Source organism: Nocardioides sp. DN36, assembly GCF_055380375.1.
Window position 1 is genome coordinate 4206286 of sequence record NZ_AP043823.1, and the last position, 24831, is coordinate 4231116.

Consider the following 24831-nt stretch of genomic DNA (forward strand, 5'->3'; position numbering starts at 1 on the left):
GGCCCCACGCTCACAGTCCTCGGCACCGCGCCGGTGAACACGGCGTGACGGCCCGGTCCGGACCGTGTGACATTTCGCTGTGACGTTTCCCGGGCGGACGGCGTCGTACGGAGTGACGCCAGCCTTGAGGAGAGAGATGACGAAGGACCAGGAGTTCGAGGAGTTCGCGCTCGCGCGGATCCCGCAGCTCCACCGTTCGGCCTGGCTGCTGTGCGGTGACGCGCATCGTGCCGAGGACCTGGTCCAGGAGACCCTGGCGAAGGTCTACGTGCGCTGGCACCGCAAGCTCGGGCGCCCGATCGAGAACCCGGCTGCGTACGCGCAGACCTGCCTGGTGCGGGTCTTCATCAGCGCGCAGCGGCGCTCGAGCACGCACGAGCGTCCGATCGAGGCGCCCGTCGAGCTCGCGGCCCGGGGTGACGACACCGACCTGCGGGTCGCGCTGGCAGGGGCGCTCGGGGAGCTGCAGCCGCTGGACCGTGCGGTGCTGGTGCTGCGCTACCTCGACGACCGGCCGGTCGCCGAGGTGGCCGAGGTCCTCGGGTGCAGCCAGGGAGCGGTGCGCAGCCGGACCCTGCGAGCCCTGGAGCGGCTGCGTGCCGTGTTCGGACCCTCGCTCGTCGACCTCCTCCACCACCGATAGGACAGTCATGGACCACCAGGACGAGCACATCGGCCAGCTCCTCGTGCAGGGCTCGCCGCCGTCTCCCTCCGACCCGCAGCGCCTCGTCGCAGCGGGCATCACCCGCGGCCGCGCCCTGCGCCGCCGCCAGCGAGCCGGTACGGCGGCCGCCGCGCTCGCCGTCTTCGGCGTCATCGGCGTCGGGGCGGTCGTCGTACCTCTCGGGGGTGGGGACCCCGCCGGCTCGACGTCGGTGGCGAGCGACCCCACGCCCTCGCCCACCCCGTCGGCGCCCCCGTCGTCGACACCTCTCCCCACGCCGACCTCGGAGCCGTCGGTGTCCACGCCGCCCTCGGCCTCGATCTCGACGCCGCCGTCCGCGTCGGTGTCGATGCCTCCGCCGACCTTGAGCGGCACCATCACGGTCACTGCCCGGGACGTGCCGGCCACCGTGGCGGAGATCCTCGGCCGGGACGGCGCGGGCGAGCTGAGGACCGCGGCGCCGTACTCCTCGGCGTCCGGGCCGGACGATCTGGTCGCGCACTTCAGCTGGCAGGGCACCCTGACCACCGTGGTCATCGAGCGGGCCGGAGCGAACCCGCAGCAGGCCTGCCGGGCCGGGGGGAAGGGCACGACGTGCTCGACCGACGCGGACGGGGACCCGCTGCTCACGTGGGGGCCGACCACGGCGGACCAGGTGACCGCGCAGGGCGCGACCGTGTGGCAGAACGGCTTCCAGGTGTCGGTGCTGTCCTACAACGCTGCCGACGGCAAGGACACCGCGCCGCTCATGGATGCCCCTCCGCTGTCGTTCGACGACCTGGCGAGCGTGGCCGGCAGTGACGCCTGGTTCTCCTGATCCGGGTCAGGCGCTCGCACGCGGCTCGGCGTTCTCGGCCACCCACTCCACGAGCGGCCGCAGCGCGCGCCAGTCGTCGCGGACGACGTCGAGCAGCTCCGGGGTGTGGATGAACGGCTCGAAGCCGTGCGACCGCCCGACCGTCAGCGAGCGGTGCCGGAGCAGCTCGATCCGCGGGTGGTCGGCGCCGTAGCCCCGGGGCGTCGTCTTGAGCCGGTCGCCGCCGACGTCCCAGCCGGCGGCGGCCAGCGCGTCGAGGATGCGCTGGAGGTCGGTGCCGCGGCGCTCGTCGTCGATCGACGACCGGATCGCGGCCAGCCGCGGCGAGCTGGCCTCGTAGAAGCCGGCGCCCGTGCGGACCCCGCGTGCGGACACCTCGACGTACCAACCCGTCGCGGGCCCGGCTGCGACGAACGCACCCTGGTGGGTCTTGTACGGCGTCTTGTCCTTGGCGAAGCGCACGTCGCGGTAGGGGCGGAACACCTTCGCGGGGCCGAACTCCGGCTCCAGCGCGGCGCACAGGGCGGTCATCGGCGCCTTCACGGACTCGTCGTAGACGGCCTTGTGCTTCTCCCAGAACGACCTCGTGTTGTCGACCTCGAGGTCGTCGTAGAAGTCCAGGGCAGCCACCGGGATGCCGGTGAAGGCGGGCTCGGCTGCTGGGCTCACCCGGCCACCCTACGGTCCGGGCGGGCAGGGGCCGCGGGGCGGGATGATGGCGTGCCGCTGAGACGCCACCACCCCGCGTCCGGGTGCCGGATCGCTCCGACACGGGTGGAACGGGCGGGGCCGCGGTCCATGACGCGGCCCGCGTCAGTCGATCTGCGCGCCGACCTGCTCGTCACCGGACTCGGCGAGGGCGGTGATGCTGATGGAGTCGCCGCCACAGCGTGGGGTGCTCAGGAACGCGCGCCCGCCGGCGGACTCGTAGACGACCTCGAGCCCGTCCTCGGCGTTCCAGCGCATCAGCCGGGCCGGGTCGGCGTCGCGCTGCGGGTCACGGGAGAAGTACGCCGCGTCGCCGCACCAGGTCAGCGACCCCGACGTGGCCGGGCCGAGGTCGTAGTAGCCGTCGCCGGTGCGGGCGTAGACGTGCGCGGTCTCGATCTCGCGCTCGCGCGGGATGACCGACCAGACCGCCCCGCCGTCGACGACCAGGCCGTCCCAGCCCTTGCAGTCCGGGACCCCCTCGAACGGCGTGACGTCGGTGCCGTCGAGCTCGACGACGGTGCGGCAGGCCGGCTGGGAGTCGTCGAAGGTCAGCAGCGAGGTGCCCGCCGGGGTGATCCGGGCGCTGTTGAAGCCGTGGCGTGCGGGAGCGCACCAGCCCAGTGTCGACCGCTTCGTCGCGAGGTCGACCGTGGCGGCGCAGTAGGAGCCCCGGTGGATGGTGGCGTGCACCAGGGTGCCGTCCCCGAGCGCCCAGGTGCCACCGTTGGTGGTCGGCACGTCGGAACCGCCGTCGACGGTGAAGCTCTTGCCGCTGCGGAGGTCGACGACCTGCGCGCTGCTCGGCCGGGTCTCCTGCTTGTCCTGGAGCACGACGACGGCGTAGTCCCGGTCGATCAGGGCGTCGGAGATGGTCTGTCGCGGGCCGGCGGCGATCCCGGAGCCGGACCCGGGCCCCTCGATGCGGGCCTCCTTGCTCGCCTCGTCCACGGTCAGGGTCCAGTCACCGCTCCGGGTGACCGTGTCGTCGACCGAGCCCGGCAGCCGCTTCCAGTCGAGGAGCCGGGTCGCAGCACCGAGGACGGCGGGCTTCTCTGCGGTCCCGCCCGGCGGCACGACGGAGCCGTCGGAGCTTGCGGACGGGCTGCCGCTCGTCGACGGGCTGGTGTCCTGGGAGGGGCTGGTGCTCCCGGACGGGGTGGACGACGCGGACGAGGTCGCCGGGGTGGCGCCCGTCGTGTCGCCCTCGCCGTCGGAGCACGCCGAGAGCATCAGCAGGGGACCGGCGAGCAGGGCCGCCGCGGGAACGGCGTACCGGCGCAGGGCCACCGGCATCAGACGCCGATGTTGTGCTGGAAGTGGGCGAGGTTGGCGCGGTAGCTCCGGTACGCCGACCGCCACTGCACGCGGGCGATGTAGGGCTCGGACGGGTCGAACCGCTGCTGGTTCCAGGGCTCGAAGTAGCCGATCTGGTTGGGCTTCTTGCCGCGCTTGTCGTAGCCGCGGCCGGCCTGGAAGTGCCCGGACGCGTCGTCGTCGAGGTAGGGGTAGTACTTCTTCAGCAGGATCGGGTGCAGGACCACCGGGGCACGGTAGTCGTGGATGTGGCGGAAGAGCAGCAGCTGCCACTTCCCGAAGGTGTAGTTGCCGATGTCGAGGGTGATGTAGGCGCCGGCGTGGTCCGCGCGGTCCCAGCCGGTGCTGGCGTTGACGACCCTGACCATGTCGGTGATCGCGGTGCCGCCGGTCGTCGTGCCGAGCTTGTCGGCCCAGTGGGCCTGGCCGAGGTCCTTGTCCTTCCAGCCCCAGGCGATCATCTGCATGGTGGTGGGGCCGCACCAGTAGGTGCGCTGCTGCTCGGCCACCTGCTGGGGGTCGAGCACCACCGAGCGCCGCGGGTAGTCCCGACGGTGCTTGCGCTGCTGGCTGTTCGGGTCGCTGGTCGGCGTGGCGCTCGCCGTGGGCGAGGAGCTCGCGGTCGGCGACGCGGACGCGGTGCGCGCCGCGGGCTCGGCGGTCGCCGGGGCGGTGGTCGCGGTGGAGGCCGCGGTGGTGGCCTCGGGGTGGGCGGCCAGGAACTCCGCCGGGATCGGCACGCCCTCGATCTCGTGGCGCAGCAGCCACACCTTGGCCACGGACCGGGCGGCGAGGGTGAGCTCGGAACGCTCCTGGGCCTCGCGGGCGGTCGGGTTCATCCGGGCCAGCCGCCGCAGGGTGGCCAGCTCGTCGAGGTCGCCGGTCGTGGTCGTGCTCTGCGGGCGGGACGCCACCGCGCGGGCGGCGGTCGCCATCCGGGCCTGGACCTCGGTCTCGGAGTCCTCGGTCCAGCCGGAGTGCAGGCAGTAGCGCTGGCCGTCGAAGTCCGCGCAGCGGACCAGGGCGTCGGCGAGCCGGTCGGGCTCCTGGGCCACCGGCACCCGGCCCAGGGTCCGGGCGGCAGCCCGACCCTGCGCGAGCACGCGGTCGATCTCGGCCTGGTTCTCGGGGGTCACCGCGCCCAGGGGAGCGGTGTCGGCCGGCGCGAGGGCGCGCTGCTCCTGGTCGCCCGAGGGCAGCAGGGCGCCGTCGTCGTCACCGCCGCGCGGCACGAACGGGGCGGCGGCGAGGAGCAGCGCGAGGGCGCCGATGGCGAGGGTGCGGGGGCGGGGGCGGGACATCGGGATCCTCGAGACACGTCGACGACTTGACGTACCACTGTCCCCGTTGGTCACGCAAGACGTCAAGTGACCCACGAGTCACAGCACTCACGGAGGCGTCGTCCACCGGTGTCGAGAGGAAATGCCAGAAGCCGCAGGTTCCGATCTGGCTGGACCTGCGGCTTCCGGTTCGCGCTCCCCAGGAGCTGCTCGTGGAGCGGATGACGAGACTCGAACTCGCGACATCGACCTTGGGAAGGTCGCGCTCTACCAACTGAGCTACATCCGCACGACCGGCGGACCGGTCGGCGCACATGCTAGTTCATCACTCGCCGCCCGGGGACACGGGCCGGGAGGAGAGGGGTACGGCGAGTCGCGCGAGCGTCGGGTACCTGGGGCTGACGGTGTCACCGGACGAGCGCCCGGTGAGGCGGCGGTGCACCCAGGGCAGTGCCGCCTCGCGGGCCCAGTCGAGGTTCTCGCGCAGCTGCTCGCGCCGGGACGGGGCGTCGAGGTCGCGCAGGGGGAGGGGCTCGAGACCGTGGTCCACGCCGAGCGCGTCGAGCACCTCGATGGCCATCCGCTGGTGGCCGGCCGGGCCCATGTGCATCCGGTCCTCGTCCCAGTAGCGCCAGTCGCGGTACTCCTTGAGCCGCCAGAAGTCGACGACGGTCGCGCCGTGCCGGTCGGCGCTCTCCCGGACCAGCTCGTTGTAGAGGGCGAACCGGCCGCGGACCGGCCGGTAGATCGCCGAGCCGCCGGGATCGAAGGCGGTCCACACGAGCACGCGGGCGCCGGTGCCGGCGAGCCGCTCGAGGGCGCGGTCGTAGTCCGCGACGAGGGCGTCGAGGTCGACCCGCGGCCGCAGGATGTCGTTGGCGCCGGCGTACACGGTGACGAGGTCCGGCTCGAGCGCGATCGCCGCGTCGAGCTGCTCGGCGATGATCGCGTGCAGCTTGCGCCCGCGGATCGCGAGGTTGGCGTAGCCGAAGCCGGCGTCGCCGGCCTGCTGGTCGAGGACCTCCGCGACCCGGTCGGCCCAGCCGCGCAGGCCGTTGGGACGGGTGGGGTCGGGGTCGCCGACGCCTTCGGTGAACGAGTCGCCGACGGCGACGTACCGGTGGAACGACATGGCGCCATCTTCGTCGGTCGCGACAAGGGCGATCCGATCCGGGGGCGGGTCAGGTCTCCGGCCGGTGATCTCGGCCACCGTCGCGGTGCCGACGCCGGTAGGGTGCCCACGTGCTGCTGTCAGACCGCGACATCCTGGCCGAGATCGACTCCGGCCGGATCACCATGGACCCGTGGCAACCCGAGATGATGCAGCCGTCGTCGATCGACGTGCGCCTCGACCGGTACTTCCGGGTGTTCGAGAACCACCGCTACCCCCACATCGACCCCGCGGCGGACCAGTCCGACCTGACCCGCCAGGTCGAGCCGGAGGGCGACGAGCCGTTCATCCTGCACCCGGGTGAGTTCGTGCTCGGCTCGACCTACGAGGTGGTCTCGCTGCCCGACGACATCGCGGCCCGGGTCGAGGGCAAGTCGTCGCTGGGTCGCCTGGGGCTGCTCACCCACGCCACCGCGGGCTTCGTGGACCCTGGCTTCTCGGGGCACGTCACCCTGGAGCTGGCCAACGTCGCGACGCTGCCGATCAAGCTCTACCCGGGCATGAAGATCGGGCAGTTCTGCTTCTTCCGCCTCTCCTCGCCCTCCGAGCACCCGTACGGCTCGGCGAAGTACGGCTCGCGCTACCAGGGCCAGCGGGGCCCGACCCCGTCGCGGTCGTTCCAGAACTTCCACCGCACCGACATCTGACGCCACCGCGCCTGGCGGCCTGAGACGGTCGGGCACCGGCGTCTCGGGATGGCGGACGGTCCACCGGTGACCGGTCAGGTGTCGATCCGGTCGGCGACGCGGCGAAGGCGCTGGGCGACGCGGTGCCGCTGGGGCACGTGCGGCATCCGCGGGGCCGACGCCCGCGCGATCCGCTCCGCGATCTGCTGACGGGCGTCGGTCTCGACGAGGTAGTGGGTGCTCATCGTGGGCTCCTCTGCTGGTGGGGTGTGCGGGGTCGGGGGTGGGCTTCAGACCTCGGTGAGGACGATGTCGCCGCTGACGGTCTTGGCGCGGACCTCGACGTGGTCGGCGCCCTCCTCCGGCTGGCCGGCGCCCTGCAGGTTGCTGCGGATGGCGCCCGACACGGTGGAGATGTCGGTCCACACCGGCACGCCCGCGGGGATGCCGAGACGTACGTCGCCGGAGGCTCCCTTGGCGGTGACGCGGCCGCGCCGGGCCGCGCCGATCTGCAGGTCGCCGCTGCCGGTGGTCAGCGAGACGTCGCTGCGGGAGTCGACGACCCGGAGGTCCCCGGAACCCGTCTTCACGACCGTCGGGCCGACACTGGTGCCGATCTCGACGTCGCCGGACCCGGTCGAGACCGCGGTGCTGGCGCCGGTGCTGCCGATGTTGACGTCGCCCGAGCCGCTCTTCACGCGCAGCTCGCCGTGCGCCTCGTCGATCCGGATGTCGCCCGAGCCGGTCTCCACCACGGAGGGGCCGTCGAAGGTGTCGACGTGGACGGCGCCCGAGCCGCTGCGCAGCTGGCTGGTGCTCACGGCGCCGTCGACGGTGATGTCGGCGCTGCCGGTGCGCACCACGAGCTCGCTGTCGGTGGGGACGGTGACGGTCACGTCGAGGCGGCTGTCGCCGGCCAGGAAGCCGGAGCGGATCTTGGGTGCGACGACGCTGATCTGGTCACCCGTCTGCTCGACCCGCACCGACTCGGCGTCGCGGCCGGTGACCTCGACGTACGACTCGGTGGTGTCGGCCGCGAGGACCTTGACGCTGCCCTTGCCGATCTCGACAAGGAGGCTGACCGGACGGTGGGTCTCGAAGTGGTACTCGGACATCTGTTCTCCCCTGTGGGTGTCGGTCGTGCTGTGGGTGTCGGTGCTGCTGGGGTGGTGCTGGGGTGCTGGGGTGCTGGGGTGCTGCTCGAGGGTGTGTCTGTCCGCGGGACCAGCCTGCTGCTGGTCCCGTCGGTGGAGCTGACGGTGGGTGGCTCGGGGGTCGGGTGCTCAGACCCAGCCGGTCATCCTCCGGTTGCCGCGGCCCGGGCCCTTGCCGCCGAACGGGTCGCCGCCGAGGAACGGGATGCTGGACAGGTCGAGGTCGACGTCGACGACGTTCTCGCGGGTGGCGGCGCGGACGATGTTGACCAGCCAGGTGTTCAGCGAGTGGCCGGACCGGGCGGCGAGCTCCTCGGCCCGGGCCTTGACCGACTCGGGCATCCGGAGGGTGATCCGGGCGATGGTCCCGTCCTCCTCGGCCTCTTCTCCGGCGGGAGGTGCCGGCGGCGCCGGCGGGGTCGGCGGCATCGGGGGAGCCGCGTGGACGACGAAGTCCAGCTCCCGCCCGCTGAGCCGGACGTCCACGCCGCCGGCGGGCATCTCGGCGGTGATCTCGGCCGCGGCCTGCGAGACGGCCTCCATCAGCGCCAGCCGCGCGGCCGGGTCGAGGGCGAAGGTGAGGCGCTCGGCCGCCTGCCTGGTCTCCGGGCCGGCGGCCTCGGCGGCCGCGACCAGGTCCCGTCGGAGGCTGTCGATGTACGGCGTGATGTCCATGTGCATCACTTTGACGCCATAATGACGTCATGTCAAGTGTTCATGACGTCATCTTTGACATCCGGTGACGTCACGTGGTGCGCGATGGTGTCAGCCGTCACGGATCGGGGTACCAGAGGGGGACGAGTTCCCCCGCTCGGGTCTACGGTGTGGGGCGCGTCAAGACCCCGAACACGCACGGAAGGCAGCGCATTGGCTGACTCGGGCATCACGGTTCTCGCGAGCGACACGCTCATCCAGGCGAACGCCGTGGACTACCTCATCCTCGTCATCTACTTCGGCTTCGTCGTCGGCATCGGTCTCATGGCCGGCCGGCAGGTCTCCGAGTCCCTCGACTTCTTCCTGTCCGGTCGGTCGATGCCCGCCTGGGTGACCGGGCTGGCGTTCATCTCTGCCAACCTCGGCGCGGTCGAGATCATGGGCATGTCGGCCTCGGGCGCCGAGTTCGGGATCCCGACGGTCCACTACTTCTGGGTGGGCGCCATCCCGGCCATGCTCTTCCTGGGCGTGGTGATGATGCCGTTCTACTACGGCTCGAAGGTGCGCTCGGTCCCCGAGTTCATGCTCCGTCGTTTCGGGCCCGGCGCACACCTGGTCAACTCGCTGTCCTTCGCGATCGCGCAGCTGCTGATCGCGGGCATCAACCTCTACCTGCTCGGCAGCATCGTGCACGCGATGCTCGGCTGGCCGCTGTGGATCGCGCTCATCGTCGCCGCGGTGGTCGTCCTCTCCTACATCACCCTCGGTGGGCTCAAGGCCGCGATCTACAACGAGGTGCTGCAGTTCTTCGTCATCGTCGCGGCCCTGCTGCCGCTGACGCTGCTCGGGCTGCACCGGGTCGGCGGTTGGGACGGGCTGAAGGACAAGCTCACCGACGCCGCCGGGAAGGGTGGCGCGCCCTCCGCCGCGGACCAGCTCAACTCCTGGCCCGGTCAGGCGCTCTCCGGCTTCGACTCCTCGCTGCTGTCGGTGATCGGCATCGTCTTCGGCCTGGGCTTCGTGCTCTCCTTCGGCTACTGGACCACCAACTTCGTCGAGGTCCAGCGGGCGATGGCGTCCGACTCGATCTCCTCAGCGCGCAAGACACCCATCATCGGTTCCTTCCCGAAGATGTTCATCCCGTTCATCACGATCCTGCCCGGCATGATCGCCGCGGTGCTGGTCACCGAGATCGCCAAGGTCAAGGCCGGTGGCACGGTCCCGGGCGGCTCGTCGGGCGAGGGAGTCACCTACAACGACTCGCTGCTGCTGCTGATGCGCGACGTGCTCCCCAATGGCCTGCTCGGGCTCGCCATCGCCGGCCTGCTGGCCGCGTTCATGGCCGGCATGGCCGCGAACATCTCGGCGTTCAACACGGTCTTCAGCTACGACCTGTGGGGCGACTACCTGGTCAAGGGGCGTGACGACACCTACTACCTGCGGGTCGGCCGGATCGCCACCGTCGGCGCCACGATCATCGCGATCTTCACCGCCGGGATCGCCGCCAACTTCAGCAACATCATGACCTACCTGCAGACCCTCTTCGGGTTCTTCAACGCCCCGCTGTTCGCGACGTTCATCCTCGGCATGTTCTGGAAGCGGATGACCTCCACCGCGGGCTGGGTGGGTCTGGTCTCCGGCACGCTCTCCGCCGTCGCGATCGCGTTCCTCAGCGAGGACGCCTTCGGCTCGGCCAGCACCGGCGTCATCCCCGTCGGCGGCCAGGGCGCGGCGTTCCTCGCCGCAGGCGTGGCGTTCGTCGTGGACATCGTGCTCAGCATCGTCGTCTCGCTGGTCACCAAGCCGAAGCCCTCCGCCGAGCTGAAGGGCCTGGTCTACTCCGAGACCCCCCGGGAGGACCTCGTGGACGCCAACGAGGCGTCGTACCCGTGGTACCGCCGGACCCTGCCGCTGGCCGGACTCGCGCTGGTCATGGTCATCGCCCTGAACGCCGCCTTCTGAGGAGGACGACATGTCGACCCACTCCACCGCCCGCAGCGGCCACAACGCCGGTCTGCTGGACATCCGCAACATCATCGGCGGCCTGCTCGGGATCTACGGCGTGATCCTGTTCCTGCTCGGCGTCTTCGCCGACCCGCAGGACGAGAAGACCGGTGGCGTCAACGCCAACCTCTGGACGGGCATCGCCCTTCTCGTCGCCGCCGCGATCTTCATGACCTGGGCCAAGCTGCGGCCGGTCGTCGTGCCGGAGGATGCTGCGGCCGATCCCGGTCCGGGGCACATGGATGCGCACTGACGCTCTGGTCTGAGCTGATTCTTGGGCCCGGTCACTGTCGATCTCCGGCGGTGGCCGGGCCCTCTTGTTGCTGTGGCTCCCTGCTGGCTTCGTGTGGCCCTCCGCCGCGGACCGTGCGCCGTCGCTTGCTTCGCTGCGGCGCCGGTCCCTCGCCGCTGGGGTTGGGCTCCATTTCGGCGCCTTCGCTCGCTTTTACGCTCCTCGCGCGCGGTTCGCGGCTGCGGGCCACGCCTGGCCGGCTGCCTCTCCTTCGCCCCTTTTCTACTGAGGTGGTTGTCGGTCCCTGAGCGTGCTCGAGCTCGGTGTCGTCCACTGCTGCCGCTGCCCCGGGTGCACGGTTGGCCTACTCGCGTCGGGGTCTTGATCTGGTCCACTGGTCGGGTGGGTGGCCGGGCTTGGGGGGTGGGAGGAACTCCGGCCTGCCGTCGTGGCTGCTGATCCGCACTTCCCAGGGGGTGTGGTGGACGGTGCGGTGGTGGTGGCCGCACAGGAGCACGAGGTTGCCGAGCTTGGTGTCGCCGCCCTCGGACCACGGGGTGATGTGGTGAGCGTGGCCCATCACGGGTGGTCGGGTGCAGCCGGGGAAGGCGCAGTGTCGGTCGCGGCAGATCAGGGCCCGCCACAGGGCCGGGGTCACCAGTCGATGTGCCCGTCCGACGTCGAGGACCTCGCCCCTGCCCCCGAGGGCGATGGGGATGATGTCGGCGTCGCAGGCCAGCCGCCTCACCACGGCCGGGGTGAGCTCCAGGCCGTCGTCGGTCACCCCACCGAACGGGGTGGCGGCGTCCAGGGTGGTGGCGTCGAGTGTGGTGTCGGTGGTGGTGCCGAGGGTGGCCCAGTCGATCTGCCCCCGGAGGGTCTCGAGGGTGACGGTGACCGCGACCCGGGGGCGGGCGCCGTGGCAGTCGGGTGGGAGGTCGGTGGTCAGGGCGTGCCGGGCGGTCTGCACCAGGGCGTCCCACAGCCGGGCGCCGTGGTCACGGGGATCCCTCTCGACCTGGCAGTCCGGGTCCTCGACATCCTTGGCCGGCTCCGGCTTGGTCAAGGGGAGGAGGGCGGCCTTGATCAGGGCGGCGTCCTCGACGGTGCCGCGGCCGCGGAGCCGGATGCCGCCGGCGCCGTCCTCGGTGATGGCGAGGTACCGGTGGTGGTGCGCGGCCCGGTCCTCCCGGTCCAGCGCGGCCTCGAGCTTCCGTTCGGCCTTGTCCGGGTCCACCAGGACGTCGAGGCGTTTGCCGACGGTGGCCAGGTCGGTGGCGTTCAACCGGCCCGCCTCGGCCAGCAACGCGGCCTCGCCCGCGGCCCGGACGGTCGGGTTGAGGGGGAGCCTGTCGACCGCGGTCACGATGACCGACGCCTGCTCCGGCGACACATGTCCCGCGGCGAGGGCCGCGTGCGTGTCCGGGTAGTCCGAGACCAACGCGTTGGCCTGGCGGACGGTGCGGTGGCCCTCGGCGTGGTGCAGGCCGGCGAGGTGGGTGAACCACGCCGCGGTCGACCCCCACGCCAGCTGGGTCTTGGCGACCCCGCGGGCGTCGATCTCGGCCAGCACCGGCGCCTGCACGGCCGCGACCTTGGAGCGGACCTGCTCCAGCGCGGCGACCACGTCGACCAGCTCGTCGCTGGTCTTGGCGGCCCACAGCACTTCGCCGAGCTGGGTGAGCAGCGCGGCCGCGGCGGTGGCCACCCCGGCGGGGCTGGTCGTCGTGTCGGTCGGCTGCTGCTCCATGACTTGACTCAACCAGTAGGCGCCGACAGTCCCGGGCTCCTGACCTGTGGATATCTCGTCCAGCGAGATGCTTTCCGAAGAAAGTTTCGAGGAGCAGGTTGAACGTCTTGGCGGCGCTCTTGGGGGCAGCCGCAGGGACCCTCGCCGAATGGTCACAGACTCCACCGGATCGGCCAGATTCGATGCGGTTGGTGACCAAACCGCACACCCCGAACCCGGGAGCCGGCGCCGACCGAAGCGGACCTCGCCGGTAGCCAGCCAGGGCCGCAACCCAAAGCAGCCGTAGAGCCGGCAGTCAGCGCAGACCGAAGCCGACCTCCCCAGAAATCCAGATGGCGGTGGCTCCCGGCCACCAGGTGACCAGGAACCACCGCCATCGGGTGGGGGATCGATCAGAGATCGAAGAGCGAGCCGGACTCGTTGATGTCGACGTCGGTCTTCGGCTGGTGAGCCTCGCCGTTGCTGGACGGCGCGGGCTTCTTCTCCTCCGCAGCCTTCTCGGCCGGTGCCTCGGCCGGTGCCTCGGCCGGCTCCGCCTTCTCCGTCGAAGCGGCGGCCTCCGGCTCGGGTGCGGTCTCGGGCTCCTCCTCGGTGCTCGAGTCCTGCGCCTGGCCGGCAGGCTCCTCGTCGCCCGCCGAGCTGGCCGCAGCCGTGGCCGCCGCGCTGATGGCGGCACCGGCGCTGAGTCCCTCGGCCGGGGAGTCCTCGTCGGAGGTGTCGGCCTCGGACGCCCCCTGGCCCTCGGGCTCGGCGGTCGGGGCCTCGGGCTCCGCTTCGGCCGGGGGCGCAGCCTCGGCCTGGGTCGCCACCGGCTCGGGCGCCTCGATGTCGAACAGCGAACCGCCTTCGGGGATCTCAGCGGCTGGTGCGGCGCTCGCGGCCGGACGCGTCGTCTTCGGCTGCTCCGCGGGCTTGGCCTCCTCGGCGGCAGGCTCGGCCTCAGGCTTCGCGGCCTCCGGCTCGGCTTCGGGCTCCGGCTCTGCAGCAGGCTCGGGCGCTGCCTGGGCAGCGGGCGCAGCGGCGGGCTCGGGTGCCTCGATGTCGAAGAGCGAGCCGCTCTCGGGAATGTCGGTGGCCGGTGCCGAGCTCGCAGCTGGCTGCGCGGCCTTCGGCTCGTCCCCGGTCGACGCCGCCTCCGAGGCCGAGGCCGGGGCCTCGGCATCTGCCGGCTCGGTCTCGGCCGCCGGCTGCTCCGCCGGCTCGGCCTTGGTGGCCGCCGCCGCAGGCTCGGGGGCCTCGATGTCGAAGAGCGACCCGCCGGAGGGGATCTCGCTGGCCGGAGTGGCCCTCGCCGAGGTCTCGGCCGCGAGCTCCGGGGCAGGCTCGGGCTCCGGCTCTGCAGCCGGCTCGGCCTTGGTCTCGGGCTCGGCCTTGGTCTTCGCCTCCGGCTCATCACCCCCGAGGTCGAAGAGCGAACCACCCGAGCCGAGGTCCGGCTCGGAGGCAGCCTTGCTGGGCTCCGCCTTGGTGGGCTCGGCCTTGGCGGGCTCCTCCTGGGCAGGCTCCGCCTGAGCAGTCTCGGCCGCGGGCTCGTCCCCACCGAGGTCGAAGAGCGACCCACCCGAGGAAGCGGCGGCCTTGGCCTCCTGCTCGACCGAGGCGTCGGGTGCGGCCGTCTTCGCCGGCTCCTCCTTGGTCTCGGGCTCGTCGAAGAGCGAGGACCCGCCGCTGGCCTTCGCGGCCGGCCCGGCGTCCTCGGTCGCGGTGACGGTCTCCTCGGTCCGGGTCTCGTCGCCGGCCTCGGGCTCGGCCTTGGTCTCCACCGACCGGGCCTCTGCCGCAGCACCGGCACCGGCACCCGCACCGGCTGCCGCGGCGGCACCCGGCTGGAGCTTGGTCGCGCTCTCGCCCTTCACCGAGGCGAGCAGCATCTGCGCGACGTCGAGGACCTCGACCTCCTCGCGGGCCTCGCCCTTGGCCTGCTCGGCGGTGAGCCCGTCGGAGAGCATCACCCGGCAGAAGGGGCAGCCGACCGCGATCTGGTCCGCGCCGGTGCCGACGGCCTCCTTGGTGCGGTTGACGTTGATCCGCTCGCCGAGGTTCTCCTCCATCCACATCCGGGCACCGCCGGCGCCGCAGCAGAACGAGCGCTCGGAGTTGCGCTCCATCTCGACGAACTCGGCGCCGGGCAGGACCTGGAGAAGCTCGCGCGGCGGGGTGTAGACGCCGTTGTGGCGGCCGATGTAGCAGGGGTCGTGGTAGGTGATGGAGCGCTTGGCGGCGCCGGCGCCGTCCTTCACCGGGGTCAGCCGGCCCTCGCGGACGAGACGGTTGAGCAGCTGCGTGTGGTGCACGACCTCGAGCTCGATGCCGAAGTCCTTGTACTCGTTCTTGAGCGTGTTGAAGCAGTGGGCGCAGGTCGAGACGACCTTCTTGACCTTCGCCTCCTTCAGCGTCTCGACGTTCTGCTGGGCCAGGCCCTGGAACACGAACTCGTTGCCGGCGCGGCGGGCCGGGTCACCGGTGCAGGTCTCGCCGTTGCCCAGCACGCCGAAGCTCACGCCGGCCATGTCGAGCAGCTCGGCGACGGCGCGCGTGGTCTTCTTCGCACGGTCCTCGTAGGCGCCGGCGCAGCCGACCCAGAACAGCCACTCGACCTCGTCGAGCGACTCGATGGTCTCCCCGACGACCTTGACCTCGAAGTCGAGACCCTTGGCCCAGTCCATCCGCGCGTTCGGCGACATGTTCCACGGGTTGCCCTTGTTCTCCAGGCCCTTGAAGAGCCCGTTGAGCTCGGCCGGGAAGTTGGACTCCACCAGGATCGCGTAACGGCGCATGTCGACGATGTGGTCGACGTGCTCGATGTCGACGGGGCACTGCTGGACGCAGGCGCCGCAGGAGGTGCAGGACCACAGCACGTCGGGGTCGATGACCGCCGAGCCGTCCTCGGGCATGTAGAATCAGTCGTCGCCGGTCTCCCCGATCAGCGGCCGCTCGGCCTCGCGGGTCAGGGTGTCGCTGCCCTCGAGCAGCGCCGGACGCTCCTCCTCGGAGGCCTGGAGGTACGGCGCCTTCGCGTACGCGTGGTCGCGCAGCGCGGTGATCAGGAGCTTGGGCGACAGCGGCTTGTCGGTGTTCCAGGCGGGGCACTGCGACTGGCAGCGGCCGCACTCGGTGCACGAGGTGAAGTCGAGGATGCCCTTCCAGCTGAAGTCCTCGATCGACCCGACACCGAGCACCGAGTCCTCGTCGAGGTCGTCGATGTCGTCGAGGGTGATCGCCTTGCCGTCGGACGTGAGCGGCTTGACCGCGCCCAGCGCCGTACGGCCGGAGGACTCGCGCTTGAACCAGATGTTGAAGAACGCCAGGAAGCGGTGCCAGGCCACGCCCATGGTGAGGTTCAGCGAGATGGTGATCATCCACGCGAACGAGATGACGATCTTGAGCATCGCGATCAGGTAGATGAGGTTCTCGGTGGTCGACACCGACATCCCGGAGAACGCCTCGCCGAGCCAGAAGGTCAGCGGGAAGTGGAACGCGGAGGCGTTGTCGGCGTGCTCGCCGCCGTGCGAGAGCAGGGCGTACTCGAGACCGCGCAGCAGCACGATGCAGAGGCCGACGCCGAGGATCACGCCCTCGACGAAGAAGCCCTGCCACATGGTGGAGCCCCAGAGTCGGCCGCGCGGGCCGCGCTCGCGCTCCCTGGGCCGGCTGGCGCGGTAGGCGATGAAGCCGATGATCGCCACGATCATGATCCCGGTGACGATCTCCGAGACCCACTCCCACAGGAAGAAGTGGCCGATCAGCGGCAGCGCGAAGTGCGCGTCGAAGAGCTGGCCGAACGCCGTGACGAGGGTGAAGAACAGCAGCCCGAACCCGATGAAGACGAACCAGTGGGCCGCGCCCACGAGGGTCCACTGGAGCATCCGCGTGTGGCCGAGCGACTCCTTGAGGAGCGTGACGGTCCGGCTGCCGGGGTTGTCGCTGCGGCTGGTCGGCGTTCCCACCTTGATCACCGCGATCATCTCGCGGATGGCCCTGACGAACAGGGCGATGCCAACCGCGGCGATCGCGAGTGAGACAACGATGGCGAAGATCTGCATGGACTACTGCTCCTCGTCGAGGCGGCTGAACGTCATCGGTTCGGGACGCGTTTCGCGAGCCTAGGGCGGCGGGCTCGCCCACGTCAGTCCCCGAAGGCTGTGAGACGGATCCTACCCGCAGGTAACTTCGCGGTGGACAGGTGTACGCCGGGTGGTACGACGAACGGCGGCCGGTCCCCGAGGACCGGCCGCCGTTCGTCGATGCGGATCAGCGCGTCACTTCACCGCGACGGCCGTCCAAGCAGCCTTCACGGCCGCGACCTGCGCCGAGCTGGCGCCGTACAGGTCGGTGGCCGCGTTGACGTTGGCGACGCGGGCACCGGCGTAGTTGGTGCTGGAGGTCATGTAGACCGTCAGCGCGCGGTACCAGATCTTGGCGGCCGCGTCCCGGCCGATGCCGGTCACGGCGAGGCCGTTGCAGGTCGGGCTGTTGTAGGAGATGCCGTTGATCGTCTTCGCGCCGCTGCCCTCGGACAGCAGGTAGAAGTAGTGGTTCGCGATGCCCGAGGAGTAGTGGACGTCGACGGACTTCGCGCGGGTGGAGTAGCAGTCCAGGCTGCCGCCGTCGAGCGACGGCTTGTCCATCCGGCGGATGTAGTTGGTGGCCGGGTTGTAGGAGCGGTAGATCTCCTCGCCGATGACGTAGTCAGGGACGTCGTTGGCGTTGTTGGCGTACCACTCGACCATCGTCCCGAAGATGTCGGAGTTGGCCTCGTTCAGGCCGCCGGACTCGCCCCGGTAGGTGAGGTTGGCGGTGCGGCTGGTGACGCCGTGGCTCATCTCGTGGCCGGCCACGTCGAGGGCGACCAGCGGCAGCGTGGTGGAGTCGCCATCGCCGTACCGCATGCAGAAGCAGGAGTCGCTCCACGAGGCGTTGACGTAGGCGCCGTCGTGCACGAACGAGCGGGCGCCCTTGCCGTCGTTGGCGATGCCGTTGCGGCCGTAGGTGTTCTTGTAGAAGTCCCAGGTCTTCGCGATGCCGTAGTGGGCGTCGACGCCGGCCGAGGCGGGGTCGCTGGTGGAGCCGTTGCCCCACACGTTGTCGGCGTCGGTGAAGATCGGCGTGGAGGTGTTGCTCAGCGGGCCGTTGTACGTCGCGTTCCCACCGCGCACCGGGTCGACCATCCGGTAGGTCGAGCCGGACAGCGTGGTGTCGAGGGAGACCGTGCCGTCGACGACGCCGGTGCCGGAGCCGGTGTCCTCGAGGGTCGAGGCCCAGTTGTCGAGAACCTTCCCGGAGCGGGCGCCGACGAAGACGTACTCGCCCGCGGGCGAGCCGTCGGCGTTGCGACCGGTCACGTCGACCCGCCAGGCGAGCGTGGGGGCGCGGTGCTCGGCCAGCACGACCAGCTCGGGAGCGGCCTTGGTCTTGGCGAAGTCGACCGTGGCGGCGGCCTTGCGGGTGGCCTCCTGTGCCTTGACCGACGCCGTGGTGGGGACGGAGAACGGCTTCATGGTGCGGCCGGTGACCGAGCGGAACGCCCCGCCCTTGGCCTGGTGGACCACGAAGTCACCACCCACCACCTCGAGGCCGTGGAAGGTGCGCTCGAAACGGACGTGGCTGGCGCCGCTTGCGTCCAGCACGGTGTCGCGCACCACCAGGCCCTGACCGGCGCCGACGCCGGCGTGCCGCTCGGCATTGGCTCGGGCGGCGCTGATGCTCGCCGCGCCGCGGTCCTGGTGGGAGGGGGCTGCCTGAGAGTTTCCTGCCGTGGCGACCATGGCTGCGGATACGCAGCCCAGCGCAAGGGCAGAAGCCAGCATGGGCTTCATGCACGAGCTCCTCGGGGGTGGTGGGGGTGGAGGCCGGTCCGGTGGGACGGACCGGTGAGCGGATTCCATCCCGCGTCCTCCACGTCCGACAAGAGATCTGCCGTGCACAAACGTGCGGTGCACGAAGATGCAGGGGGACCCGAACGGGTGAGGCAGCAGCCCTTCAGCCCAGCCGCCGCAGCCCCGTCACCCGGCCGTCGTCACCGAAGTCGACCTGCATCCGGACCTCCGGCACGGACGCCGTGCGGGCGCAGAAGGTGTAGTGGTCGCCGAGCCGTTCGTAGGGCTGCCCGACGGCCGTCATCACCTGTCGCGTGGACATGCCGGGACGCACCAGGTCCCGCGCTCGCGAGACGGTCACCCGCCGCTCGGGGTTGCGGCAGGAGTCGGGGGCGATGCCCTCGGCCCGCTCCCACATCTGCAGGTAGGCCTCCGCGCCGCGGGCCATGTCGTCGGCGATCTCTGCCCCGTCGCCGGCGTGCTCGGTGTCGGCCACCTTCCGCAGGTCCTCGATCCAGTCCGGGTAGAGGCCGTACTGCGCGACGCCGTCGGCGTTGATGTCGTAGACCCGCTGCCCGGCGTGCTGCTTGCGGATCGTGACGCCGTTCAGTCCCCGGAACGGGTAGGTCACCGGGTTGGTGACGTCGCTGCCGCGCGGGTCGCCCTGCGCCCCGAGGCCGTTCATGTCGGCGCCGTAGCCGATGCCCCAGTAGTAGCGCCGGTCCGCCCAGCCGACATGGGCACGCCACTTCTCGACGAAGCCGGTGGAGTCGCCGGCGTACGGCGTGATGAAGCCGCCGAGCCGGTAGATCCGCGGGTAGGCGTCGGGGGTCGACCACGAGTGGGAGGACACGACTCCCGGGTAGTGCATGTCCTCGACCTGGTCGAGGGCGGAGTCGCGTGCCTCGACGCTCATGTGGTCGGGGTCGAAGATCATGTGCCGCTGCGCCAGTGCGTCGATCGTGTGCTGCCCGAGCGAGGTGAGACCGCGGGCGTTGCAGTGGTCCGGCGGTCCGTAGAGAGGCAGCGCCGGCAGGTTGGCGGTGTCGTAGAGCTGGCCGATCGCACCGAACAGCGCATCCTGCTGCTCCGCCGAGATCTCGGGTGCGGCGACCTGGTTCTTGTCGTGCGCCTCGGGGTCGGCCGGCTCGCAGTGCCGCATGTCCCAGAAGCTGCCGGTCTCGAGGAAGTTCGCGGCGTTGACCGCGACGCCGGTCTCGCCGTTGTCTCCGGCGATGCCGGACAGCGCGTTGTCGAACTTGTTGACCAGCTCCATCTGGCGCACGCCCATCCGGTGCACCTGGTCGAGCTGCCGGTCGATGTTCTCCTGCGTGCACTCGGCCGCAGGCCGGTCGCCGCCGGGCAGCGCCTTGAACGTGCAGCCGAAGGGCACGCTGGTCTCGATGCCCATGATCACCGCCATCTTCCCGGCGTTGATCACCTTGCGGGCCTGGAAGGGGTTCCGGACGATCCGGTAGAAGCCCTTGCCGGGGCCGCCGAACTGGGCGTCGATGTAGTCCTGCATCGCGTACATGTCCCTGGCCTGGAGGCGGATGGAGTCCATGTCGTCGCAGGAGTTGTGCTTGATCGGGTAGAGCTGGCACAGCTGGTTGTTCTCGACCAGCAGGTTCACGAAGATCCGCTGTCCACCGCGCCAGGACCGCTCCAGCCAGCGGTAGTAGGTGCCCTCGTGGGTCAGCGACTCCGGCGCCGGCCAGTCCTTGAACGTCGGCCAGCCGACCGGGTCGTGGTGGGGCTCGCCCGAGAGGACGGCCTCGAGCGGGCTGGTGCCGGCCGCGTGGTCGGGGCAGTCGACCAGGGCGTACGGCGCGCCGTACCGGTCCCAGGGCTTGCCGCAGTGGACGTCGCCGCCGAGGAACTCGAAGGCCATCCCGTGGGTGTGGGCGTCGACGTAGCCGCGCACCTCCTGGTACGGCGTGACGCCGGCGTGCGGGTCGCCGGAGACGTCGATCTGGGCCTCGGGGTACGCCGCGCACCCGGTCGTCCGGGTCGGCCGGAAGGACGTGGTGCCGCCGCTGCGCAGCGTCGTGTCGCCGCTGCGGAAGGTCAGGCGCCCGTCGCGCATCCGGGCGGTCCACTCGGTGTCGGGGCCGGGCCGGGCGGCCCTGTCGCCCCCCGCGCTGACGAAGCGGCGCCCGGCGTCGTAGAGGAGGTAGCTGCCGAGGTCGGTGGCCTGGAAGAAGATCGGCTCGTCGCCCGGGGTGAGCGAGTAGCAGCCGCCCGCGAGGGCGTAGCGGTCCTGCGGGTGCCGCAGCCGGGGACCGGTCACCGGCACCGTCGTCAACCGGGGGTCGCGCAGCGTGCGCTCCGTGGCGACGTAGCCGGCGCTGGCCTGCTTCTCGGCGGCGGTGGTCGGGTCCGCGGTGTCGCCACCGGTCTCCCCGGCGCGGGACAAGGAGTTCTTCGTGGCCGGGTCGTTGTGGTCGTGCGGCGCGACGCCGGGCGGGTCGACGTGGGGGAGCGCCTCGAGCACGGCGACCTTGGTGGCGTCGTAGCGGGCGAGCAGGTTGCCGTCGCGGCTCCCGTAGGACGGGATGGCCACGGCCGTGGCGACGAGGGCGGCGGCCAGCGTCCCCGACCACAGCAGGCGGCGGACAGGACCTCGGTTGCGATCGGGCACGGGCGTTCCTCCGTCGTGGGCTCGCTCCGTCAACGAGCGGGACGGCGCGACGTCACTCCTGTGCGCGGGCGCCTGCCGACGTGGGGGTGCCTCCGAGGCGGCGGGTCAGCGCGTCCGCCGTACGACGCACCTGCCTGGCGATCGTGACCGCGTCGCCCTCGGGGTAGGTGACCGCGACACCGGCGACGGGGTGGCCGTTGTGGTCGAGCACGGCCGCCGCGACGCTGGCCAGGCCCGGCGTGACCTCGCCCTCCTCGGTGGCGTAGCCGCGCTGCCGGGTCTCGGCGAGGACCGTGCGCAGCGCACTGAGGGTGCGCGGCCCGAGGCCGTGCCGGTCCACGAAAGCCGTGGGGCCGGGGTACAGCGCCCGGACCTGCGCCGGCGGCAGCCCCGCCAGGATGGCCCGGCCGCTGGCCGTGAGGTGGGCCGGGAGTCGCACGCCCACGTCGGTGACCAGCGGCGGCCGCCCGGGGGCGCGCTCCTCCACGACGTAGAGGACGTCGCGCCCGTGCAGGACGGCGAGGTGCGCGCTCTGGCCGACCCGGTCGACCAGGGCCGCGAGCGGTCGCCGGGCGATCCGCTGCAGCGGCTCCTGCCGGGAGTAGCCGCTGCCCACCTCGAACGCGGCGACCCCGAGGCCGAAGCGGTGCTCCTCGGGGAGGTGCACCACGAAGCCCTCGTCCACCATCGCGCGCAGGAGGTGGTAGGCCGTGCTGCGCGGCAGGTCGCAGGCCCGCATGATCCGGTCCAGCGGGACCGGGTCGGGCTGACTGGCCAGGAACCGGAGCACGCGCAGGGTGCGCGTCGCCGACGGGACCTGGCTCATGCCCCGGACCCTATCGCCGGGGCCGGGTGCTCAGACGCGCTTGTCGTCGGGGTCGACCCGCTGTGCCTCGCGGATCCGGTCCTCCTGCATCGCCTGGTCCATCCGGACGCCCTGGCGCGCCTCGGCGGCCCGACGCTCGGCCCGCTCCGCCTCCGCTCGGGCGGCCGCCGCGTCGGCCTCGGCGAGCTTGGCCTCGCGGTCGGCCTGTGCGATGTCGTCGGACCGGGCGGCGGCGTCGGTGCGCAGCTGGGCGGCGTGCGCCCGGCGCTGCTCGGTCTTCCTCTTGTTCATCATGACGGCGACGACGGCGCCGAGCAGCAGCAGGATGACGACGAGGACGACGATCCAGCCGATGGCTCCTCCGGGCATGGTTCCTCCCAACGCAGCGGTCCCGGGACGCCCCCGGAACTCGTGGTGGACCACTGGTACCCCGTCCGGCTGTGGGCTACGCCTCACCGGGCAGCGCCGACCCTGTCTCAGCTCAGCTCGCGCTCCCCGGCGACCGGCACCAGCGGTGCCGCGAGCACCGGGAAGAGCGCGCCGAGCGCGAACGCCGCGGCGAAGCCGAGGTGGGTGATCGCGAGGCCCGCGAGCGGCGGCACCGCGGAGGCGGACAGGAACTGCGCGGTGTTCTGCACGCCGAGCGCCCGGCCCGACCAGTGCGGCCCGGCCCGTTCGGCGACGGCGGTGAAGGCCAGCCCGTTGTCGGCCACCGTGAGCACGGTGGCCACCACCAGCAGGGCGACCGCCACCGACCAGCCGTGGCCCGCGGCGAGCCCGAGCAGCGCCATCACGGCCGCTGCGGCCACCGCCACCCCCCGCACCGGTCGCATCCGGTTGCCGACCACGTCCGAGAGGTGCCCGACGCCGATCCGGCCCAGGGCTCCCGCGACCTGGGCCCCCGCGACCAGGCTGCCGGCCGCCGCGGGCGACCAGTCGCGGTCCTGCACCAGCCACACGAGGGCGAACGTCCACACCAGGAACTGCGGCACGACCAGCAGCACCGAGACACCGTGGACCCGGACCAGGAAGCGGTCCCGTCGGTAGGGGTTGGCCGACTCGCCCCCACGCGGGTCGGGCCGGGGCGGGTCGAGGACGACCAGGGCCACGACGAGCAGGCCGACCGCGCAGGCGAGGGTCGGCACCCAGAGCGCCGCCTGCACCCCGTGCCGGTCGGCGACGACGGCGATGCTCACCGCAGCGACGCCGACACCGACCGGTTGCGCCATCTGCCGGATGCCCATCGCCAGCCCGCGGCGTGCCGGCGGGAACCAGCCGACCACCACCCGGCCGCTGGCCGCGTTGGTGCTCGCGGCGGCGGCCCCGGCCAGCAGCAACGTCACCGCCAGGGTGAGGGTGCCTTCGGTGAGGGCGGCGACGGCACCGAGGACGGTGGTCGCCGCCAGCCCCGAGACCAGGGTGCGGCGCTCGCCGTACCGGTCGGAGACCGCGCCCCAGGCGACCAGCGCGAGCATCACGCCGACCGTGGGCGCCGCGGCGACCAGCCCCGCCTCGGCGAGGCTGAGCCCGCCCGCGTGCAGGGCCGGGATCAGGAAGGCCGGCCCGTGCATCATGATCGCCGCCGCGGCCTGCGCCAGGGTGCTCGCGCCCAGCATCGACCAGCGGCGCAGGGTGCCGGGGTCGAGGTCGGCGGTCGTGGTCACGACGGCCAGTCAACGCCCGCTGCGCCACGTGACGGGTGCACGTCTTGCCACGTGGCCGGTGAGGTACGTCGCGCTCCCGCGCGGGTCCGGGGCGCCAGCGCGAACGACGCCGGACGCGGCTGCCCGCGTCCGGCGTCGTCGGTGTGGCTGCGGACCGGGGTCAGCGGCCGCTCGGCCTGACGAAGAGCTTGGCCTGGCCGAGGTTGATCACGGCGCCGGTGCCGTCGAGCAGGGTGATCCGGAGCGCGGTGACGGACATGCCGCCCTTGATCTTGTGCTTGACGCTGGGCTCCAGCTTCGCGACGCCCGGGATCTCGAGGACGCCGGTGTCGGGGAAGGTCTGGGGCTCGCCGTTGGCCGTGATGGAGCCGATCGTGGTGCCCTTGATGTTGCGGACCAGCTTCTGCAGGTGGTCGCCCTCGCGGTGCACGTTGACCCGGCCGACGATGCCCTTGACGACCAGCGCCCCGTCGCCGATGTCGATGCTGGCGACCCGGCCCTGCTCGAAGCCACCCGCCTTCTTCGCGGTCTGCCCGGCGCGCTGTCGGCTCTCGACGGCGCCGACCACGATCTGGCCGCCGAGGTCCACGCCGGCGGTGTTGCGGACCTCCACCTCACCGTCGGTGCCCTGGCAGGGCATCGGCTGGTAGGGGGTGCGTCCGGTGGTGATGTTGCTGTCCGCGGCGTTCGCGCGCAGCCCCGAGGCGAAGCCCCCGAAGATGCCGCTCTTCACGCCGCCGTCGATCTCGGCGAAGGTGTGCCCGATCCGGGCCCGGCTGCCGGAGGCCACGACGTCGATCCGCAGCACCTCCGCGGTGGCCCGGGCGCCGCCGTTGCCGGAGGACTTGTGCGACTTGCCCAGCGAGATGGTGGCGAGGCCCGGGACCTCCACGGGCTGGTCGGGGGTGGGCAGGTCGAGCTGCTGCGGGTCGCCGGCCGCCGGGGTCAGGGTGATGGAGCCGATGCTGGTCCTGGTCGAGGAGTGGTAGCCCGTGCTGTCGTGCCACGCCTTCGACACCGACCTCAGGCCGTCGATGGACAGCGAGCCGAGCGGTGAGTCGGCGAGCACGACCCGCGCCACGCTGTTGCGCGACCGCGAGGTGACGACGCCCTTCTTGTTCTGCTCGGTCCAGACCTTGGTGGTGATCTCGGAGGCCTTGCCGACGCCCGGAAGGGTCTCCTCGGTGACGTGGTTCTGGCGGGTGAGCCCGGCCTTGTTGGTGCAGGCGATGACGGTGTACGCCGTGTCGTCGGACCCGGCGGGCACCTGGCCGCCGCGGACCCGGGTGCCAAAGCCGGAGGTCTGGAGGGCGAATGCCGTCGGCTGGGTCCGGGCCGCCGTGGAGCTGTCGACCGCGGTGCCCGGTGGGGCGAGGACGACGGCGCCTGCTGAGGCGAGCGCCAGCATGGTGGATGTCGCGATGAGTTTGCGCATGAGCTCTCTTCTCCCTGGAGAGCCCGAGACCTAGCTGCGCCCCGGGCCTTGCGGTGCGGACTCGTGACCCGG

The 24831-nt window shown here is 71.9% G+C and carries 21 protein-coding genes and 1 tRNA gene; 5 read left to right on the plus strand and 17 right to left on the minus strand.

Annotated features, from left to right (window positions below; genetic code table 11):
- The first annotated feature begins 136 nt into the window (after positions 1-136).
- Together ACZ43H_RS21185 and ACZ43H_RS21190 are read left to right on the plus strand one after the other, a co-directional pair.
- A complete protein-coding gene (locus tag ACZ43H_RS21185) occupies positions 137-643 on the plus strand; it encodes a SigE family RNA polymerase sigma factor (RefSeq protein WP_464586253.1) in 507 nt (168 codons plus the stop codon).
- Positions 644-650: 7 nt separating this feature from the next.
- Positions 651-1481 carry a hypothetical protein gene (locus ACZ43H_RS21190; protein ID WP_464586255.1) on the plus strand — a complete coding sequence of 277 codons (831 nt, stop codon included), beginning with the start codon at positions 651-653 and terminating at the stop codon, positions 1479-1481.
- A 6-nt stretch (positions 1482-1487) separates the two neighbouring features.
- Here ACZ43H_RS21190 and ACZ43H_RS21195 read toward each other — a convergent pair whose 3' ends face one another.
- From ACZ43H_RS21195 to ACZ43H_RS21215, 5 genes are all read right to left on the minus strand, one after another.
- Positions 1488-2150, minus strand: a complete 663-nt coding sequence (locus tag ACZ43H_RS21195) for a DUF2461 domain-containing protein (RefSeq protein ID WP_464586257.1) — start codon at positions 2148-2150, stop codon at positions 1488-1490.
- 144 nt (positions 2151-2294) lie between these two features.
- Positions 2295-3485: a hypothetical protein gene (locus ACZ43H_RS21200; protein ID WP_464586259.1), complete on the minus strand. Its 1191-nt coding sequence runs from the start codon at positions 3483-3485 to the stop codon at positions 2295-2297.
- Entirely contained in the window at positions 3485-4807 is a 1323-nt protein-coding gene (locus tag ACZ43H_RS21205; protein ID WP_464586261.1) for a C39 family peptidase, read from the minus strand. Before ACZ43H_RS21205 ends, ACZ43H_RS21200 begins: the two co-directional genes overlap by 1 nt.
- Before the next feature lie 192 nt (positions 4808-4999).
- Positions 5000-5075, minus strand: a tRNA-Gly gene (locus ACZ43H_RS21210).
- A gap of 36 nt (positions 5076-5111) precedes the next feature.
- A complete protein-coding gene (locus ACZ43H_RS21215) occupies positions 5112-5918 on the minus strand; it encodes an SGNH/GDSL hydrolase family protein (RefSeq protein WP_464586263.1) in 807 nt (268 codons plus the stop codon).
- Between the two features lie 110 nt (positions 5919-6028).
- Between ACZ43H_RS21215 and dcd the strand changes: the two genes are divergently transcribed.
- Entirely contained in the window at positions 6029-6604 is a 576-nt protein-coding gene (gene dcd / locus ACZ43H_RS21220; protein ID WP_379179802.1) for a dCTP deaminase, read from the plus strand.
- A gap of 74 nt (positions 6605-6678) precedes the next feature.
- Here dcd and ACZ43H_RS21225 read toward each other — a convergent pair whose 3' ends face one another.
- The 3 genes from ACZ43H_RS21225 to ACZ43H_RS21235 all read right to left on the minus strand — a co-directional run bounded on the left by ACZ43H_RS21225 (position 6679) and on the right by ACZ43H_RS21235 (position 8412).
- Positions 6679-6828, minus strand: coding sequence for a hypothetical protein (locus tag ACZ43H_RS21225; protein ID WP_464586266.1), 150 nt, complete (start codon positions 6826-6828; stop codon positions 6679-6681).
- A gap of 45 nt (positions 6829-6873) precedes the next feature.
- Positions 6874-7698: a DUF4097 family beta strand repeat-containing protein gene (locus ACZ43H_RS21230; protein ID WP_464586267.1), complete on the minus strand. Its 825-nt coding sequence runs from the start codon at positions 7696-7698 to the stop codon at positions 6874-6876.
- Positions 7699-7866: 168 nt separating this feature from the next.
- Positions 7867-8412, minus strand: coding sequence for a toxin-antitoxin system HicB family antitoxin (locus ACZ43H_RS21235; RefSeq protein WP_464586269.1), 546 nt, complete (start codon positions 8410-8412; stop codon positions 7867-7869).
- A gap of 192 nt (positions 8413-8604) precedes the next feature.
- On the opposite strand from ACZ43H_RS21235, the gene ACZ43H_RS21240 reads away from it, so the two are divergent.
- Both ACZ43H_RS21240 and ACZ43H_RS21245 read left to right on the plus strand, forming a co-directional pair.
- Complete coding sequence (locus ACZ43H_RS21240; RefSeq protein ID WP_464586271.1) at positions 8605-10353, plus strand: sodium:solute symporter family protein; 1749 nt, start codon at positions 8605-8607, stop codon at positions 10351-10353.
- Positions 10354-10363: 10 nt separating this feature from the next.
- Complete coding sequence (locus tag ACZ43H_RS21245; RefSeq protein ID WP_464586272.1) at positions 10364-10648, plus strand: hypothetical protein; 285 nt, start codon at positions 10364-10366, stop codon at positions 10646-10648.
- A gap of 343 nt (positions 10649-10991) precedes the next feature.
- Here ACZ43H_RS21245 and ACZ43H_RS21250 read toward each other — a convergent pair whose 3' ends face one another.
- The 9 genes from ACZ43H_RS21250 to ACZ43H_RS21290 form a co-directional block, all read right to left on the minus strand.
- Positions 10992-12377, minus strand: coding sequence for an HNH endonuclease (locus tag ACZ43H_RS21250; RefSeq protein ID WP_464586274.1), 1386 nt, complete (start codon positions 12375-12377; stop codon positions 10992-10994).
- Positions 12378-12769: 392 nt separating this feature from the next.
- Positions 12770-15271 (minus strand): (Fe-S)-binding protein, encoded by a 2502-nt coding sequence (locus tag ACZ43H_RS21255; protein ID WP_464586276.1) that lies wholly within the window; start codon positions 15269-15271, stop codon positions 12770-12772.
- Positions 15272-15277: 6 nt separating this feature from the next.
- Positions 15278-16420, minus strand: a complete 1143-nt coding sequence (locus tag ACZ43H_RS21260; RefSeq protein WP_464586278.1) for a hypothetical protein — start codon at positions 16418-16420, stop codon at positions 15278-15280.
- 216 nt (positions 16421-16636) lie between these two features.
- Positions 16637-18193 carry a M4 family metallopeptidase gene (locus ACZ43H_RS21265; protein ID WP_464586280.1) on the minus strand — a complete coding sequence of 519 codons (1557 nt, stop codon included), beginning with the start codon at positions 18191-18193 and terminating at the stop codon, positions 16637-16639.
- Positions 18194-18356: 163 nt separating this feature from the next.
- A complete protein-coding gene (locus ACZ43H_RS21270; protein ID WP_464586282.1) occupies positions 18357-20834 on the minus strand; it encodes a hypothetical protein in 2478 nt (825 codons plus the stop codon).
- Between the two features lie 52 nt (positions 20835-20886).
- Positions 20887-21660, minus strand: a complete 774-nt coding sequence (locus ACZ43H_RS21275) for an IclR family transcriptional regulator (protein ID WP_464586284.1) — start codon at positions 21658-21660, stop codon at positions 20887-20889.
- 30 nt (positions 21661-21690) lie between these two features.
- Positions 21691-22029, minus strand: a complete 339-nt coding sequence (locus ACZ43H_RS21280; RefSeq protein ID WP_464586286.1) for a hypothetical protein — start codon at positions 22027-22029, stop codon at positions 21691-21693.
- A 107-nt stretch (positions 22030-22136) separates the two neighbouring features.
- Entirely contained in the window at positions 22137-23324 is a 1188-nt protein-coding gene (locus ACZ43H_RS21285) for an MFS transporter (protein WP_464586288.1), read from the minus strand.
- 160 nt (positions 23325-23484) lie between these two features.
- Positions 23485-24759 (minus strand): choice-of-anchor P family protein, encoded by a 1275-nt coding sequence (locus tag ACZ43H_RS21290; RefSeq protein WP_464586290.1) that lies wholly within the window; start codon positions 24757-24759, stop codon positions 23485-23487.
- Between the last annotated feature and the right edge of the window lie 72 nt (positions 24760-24831).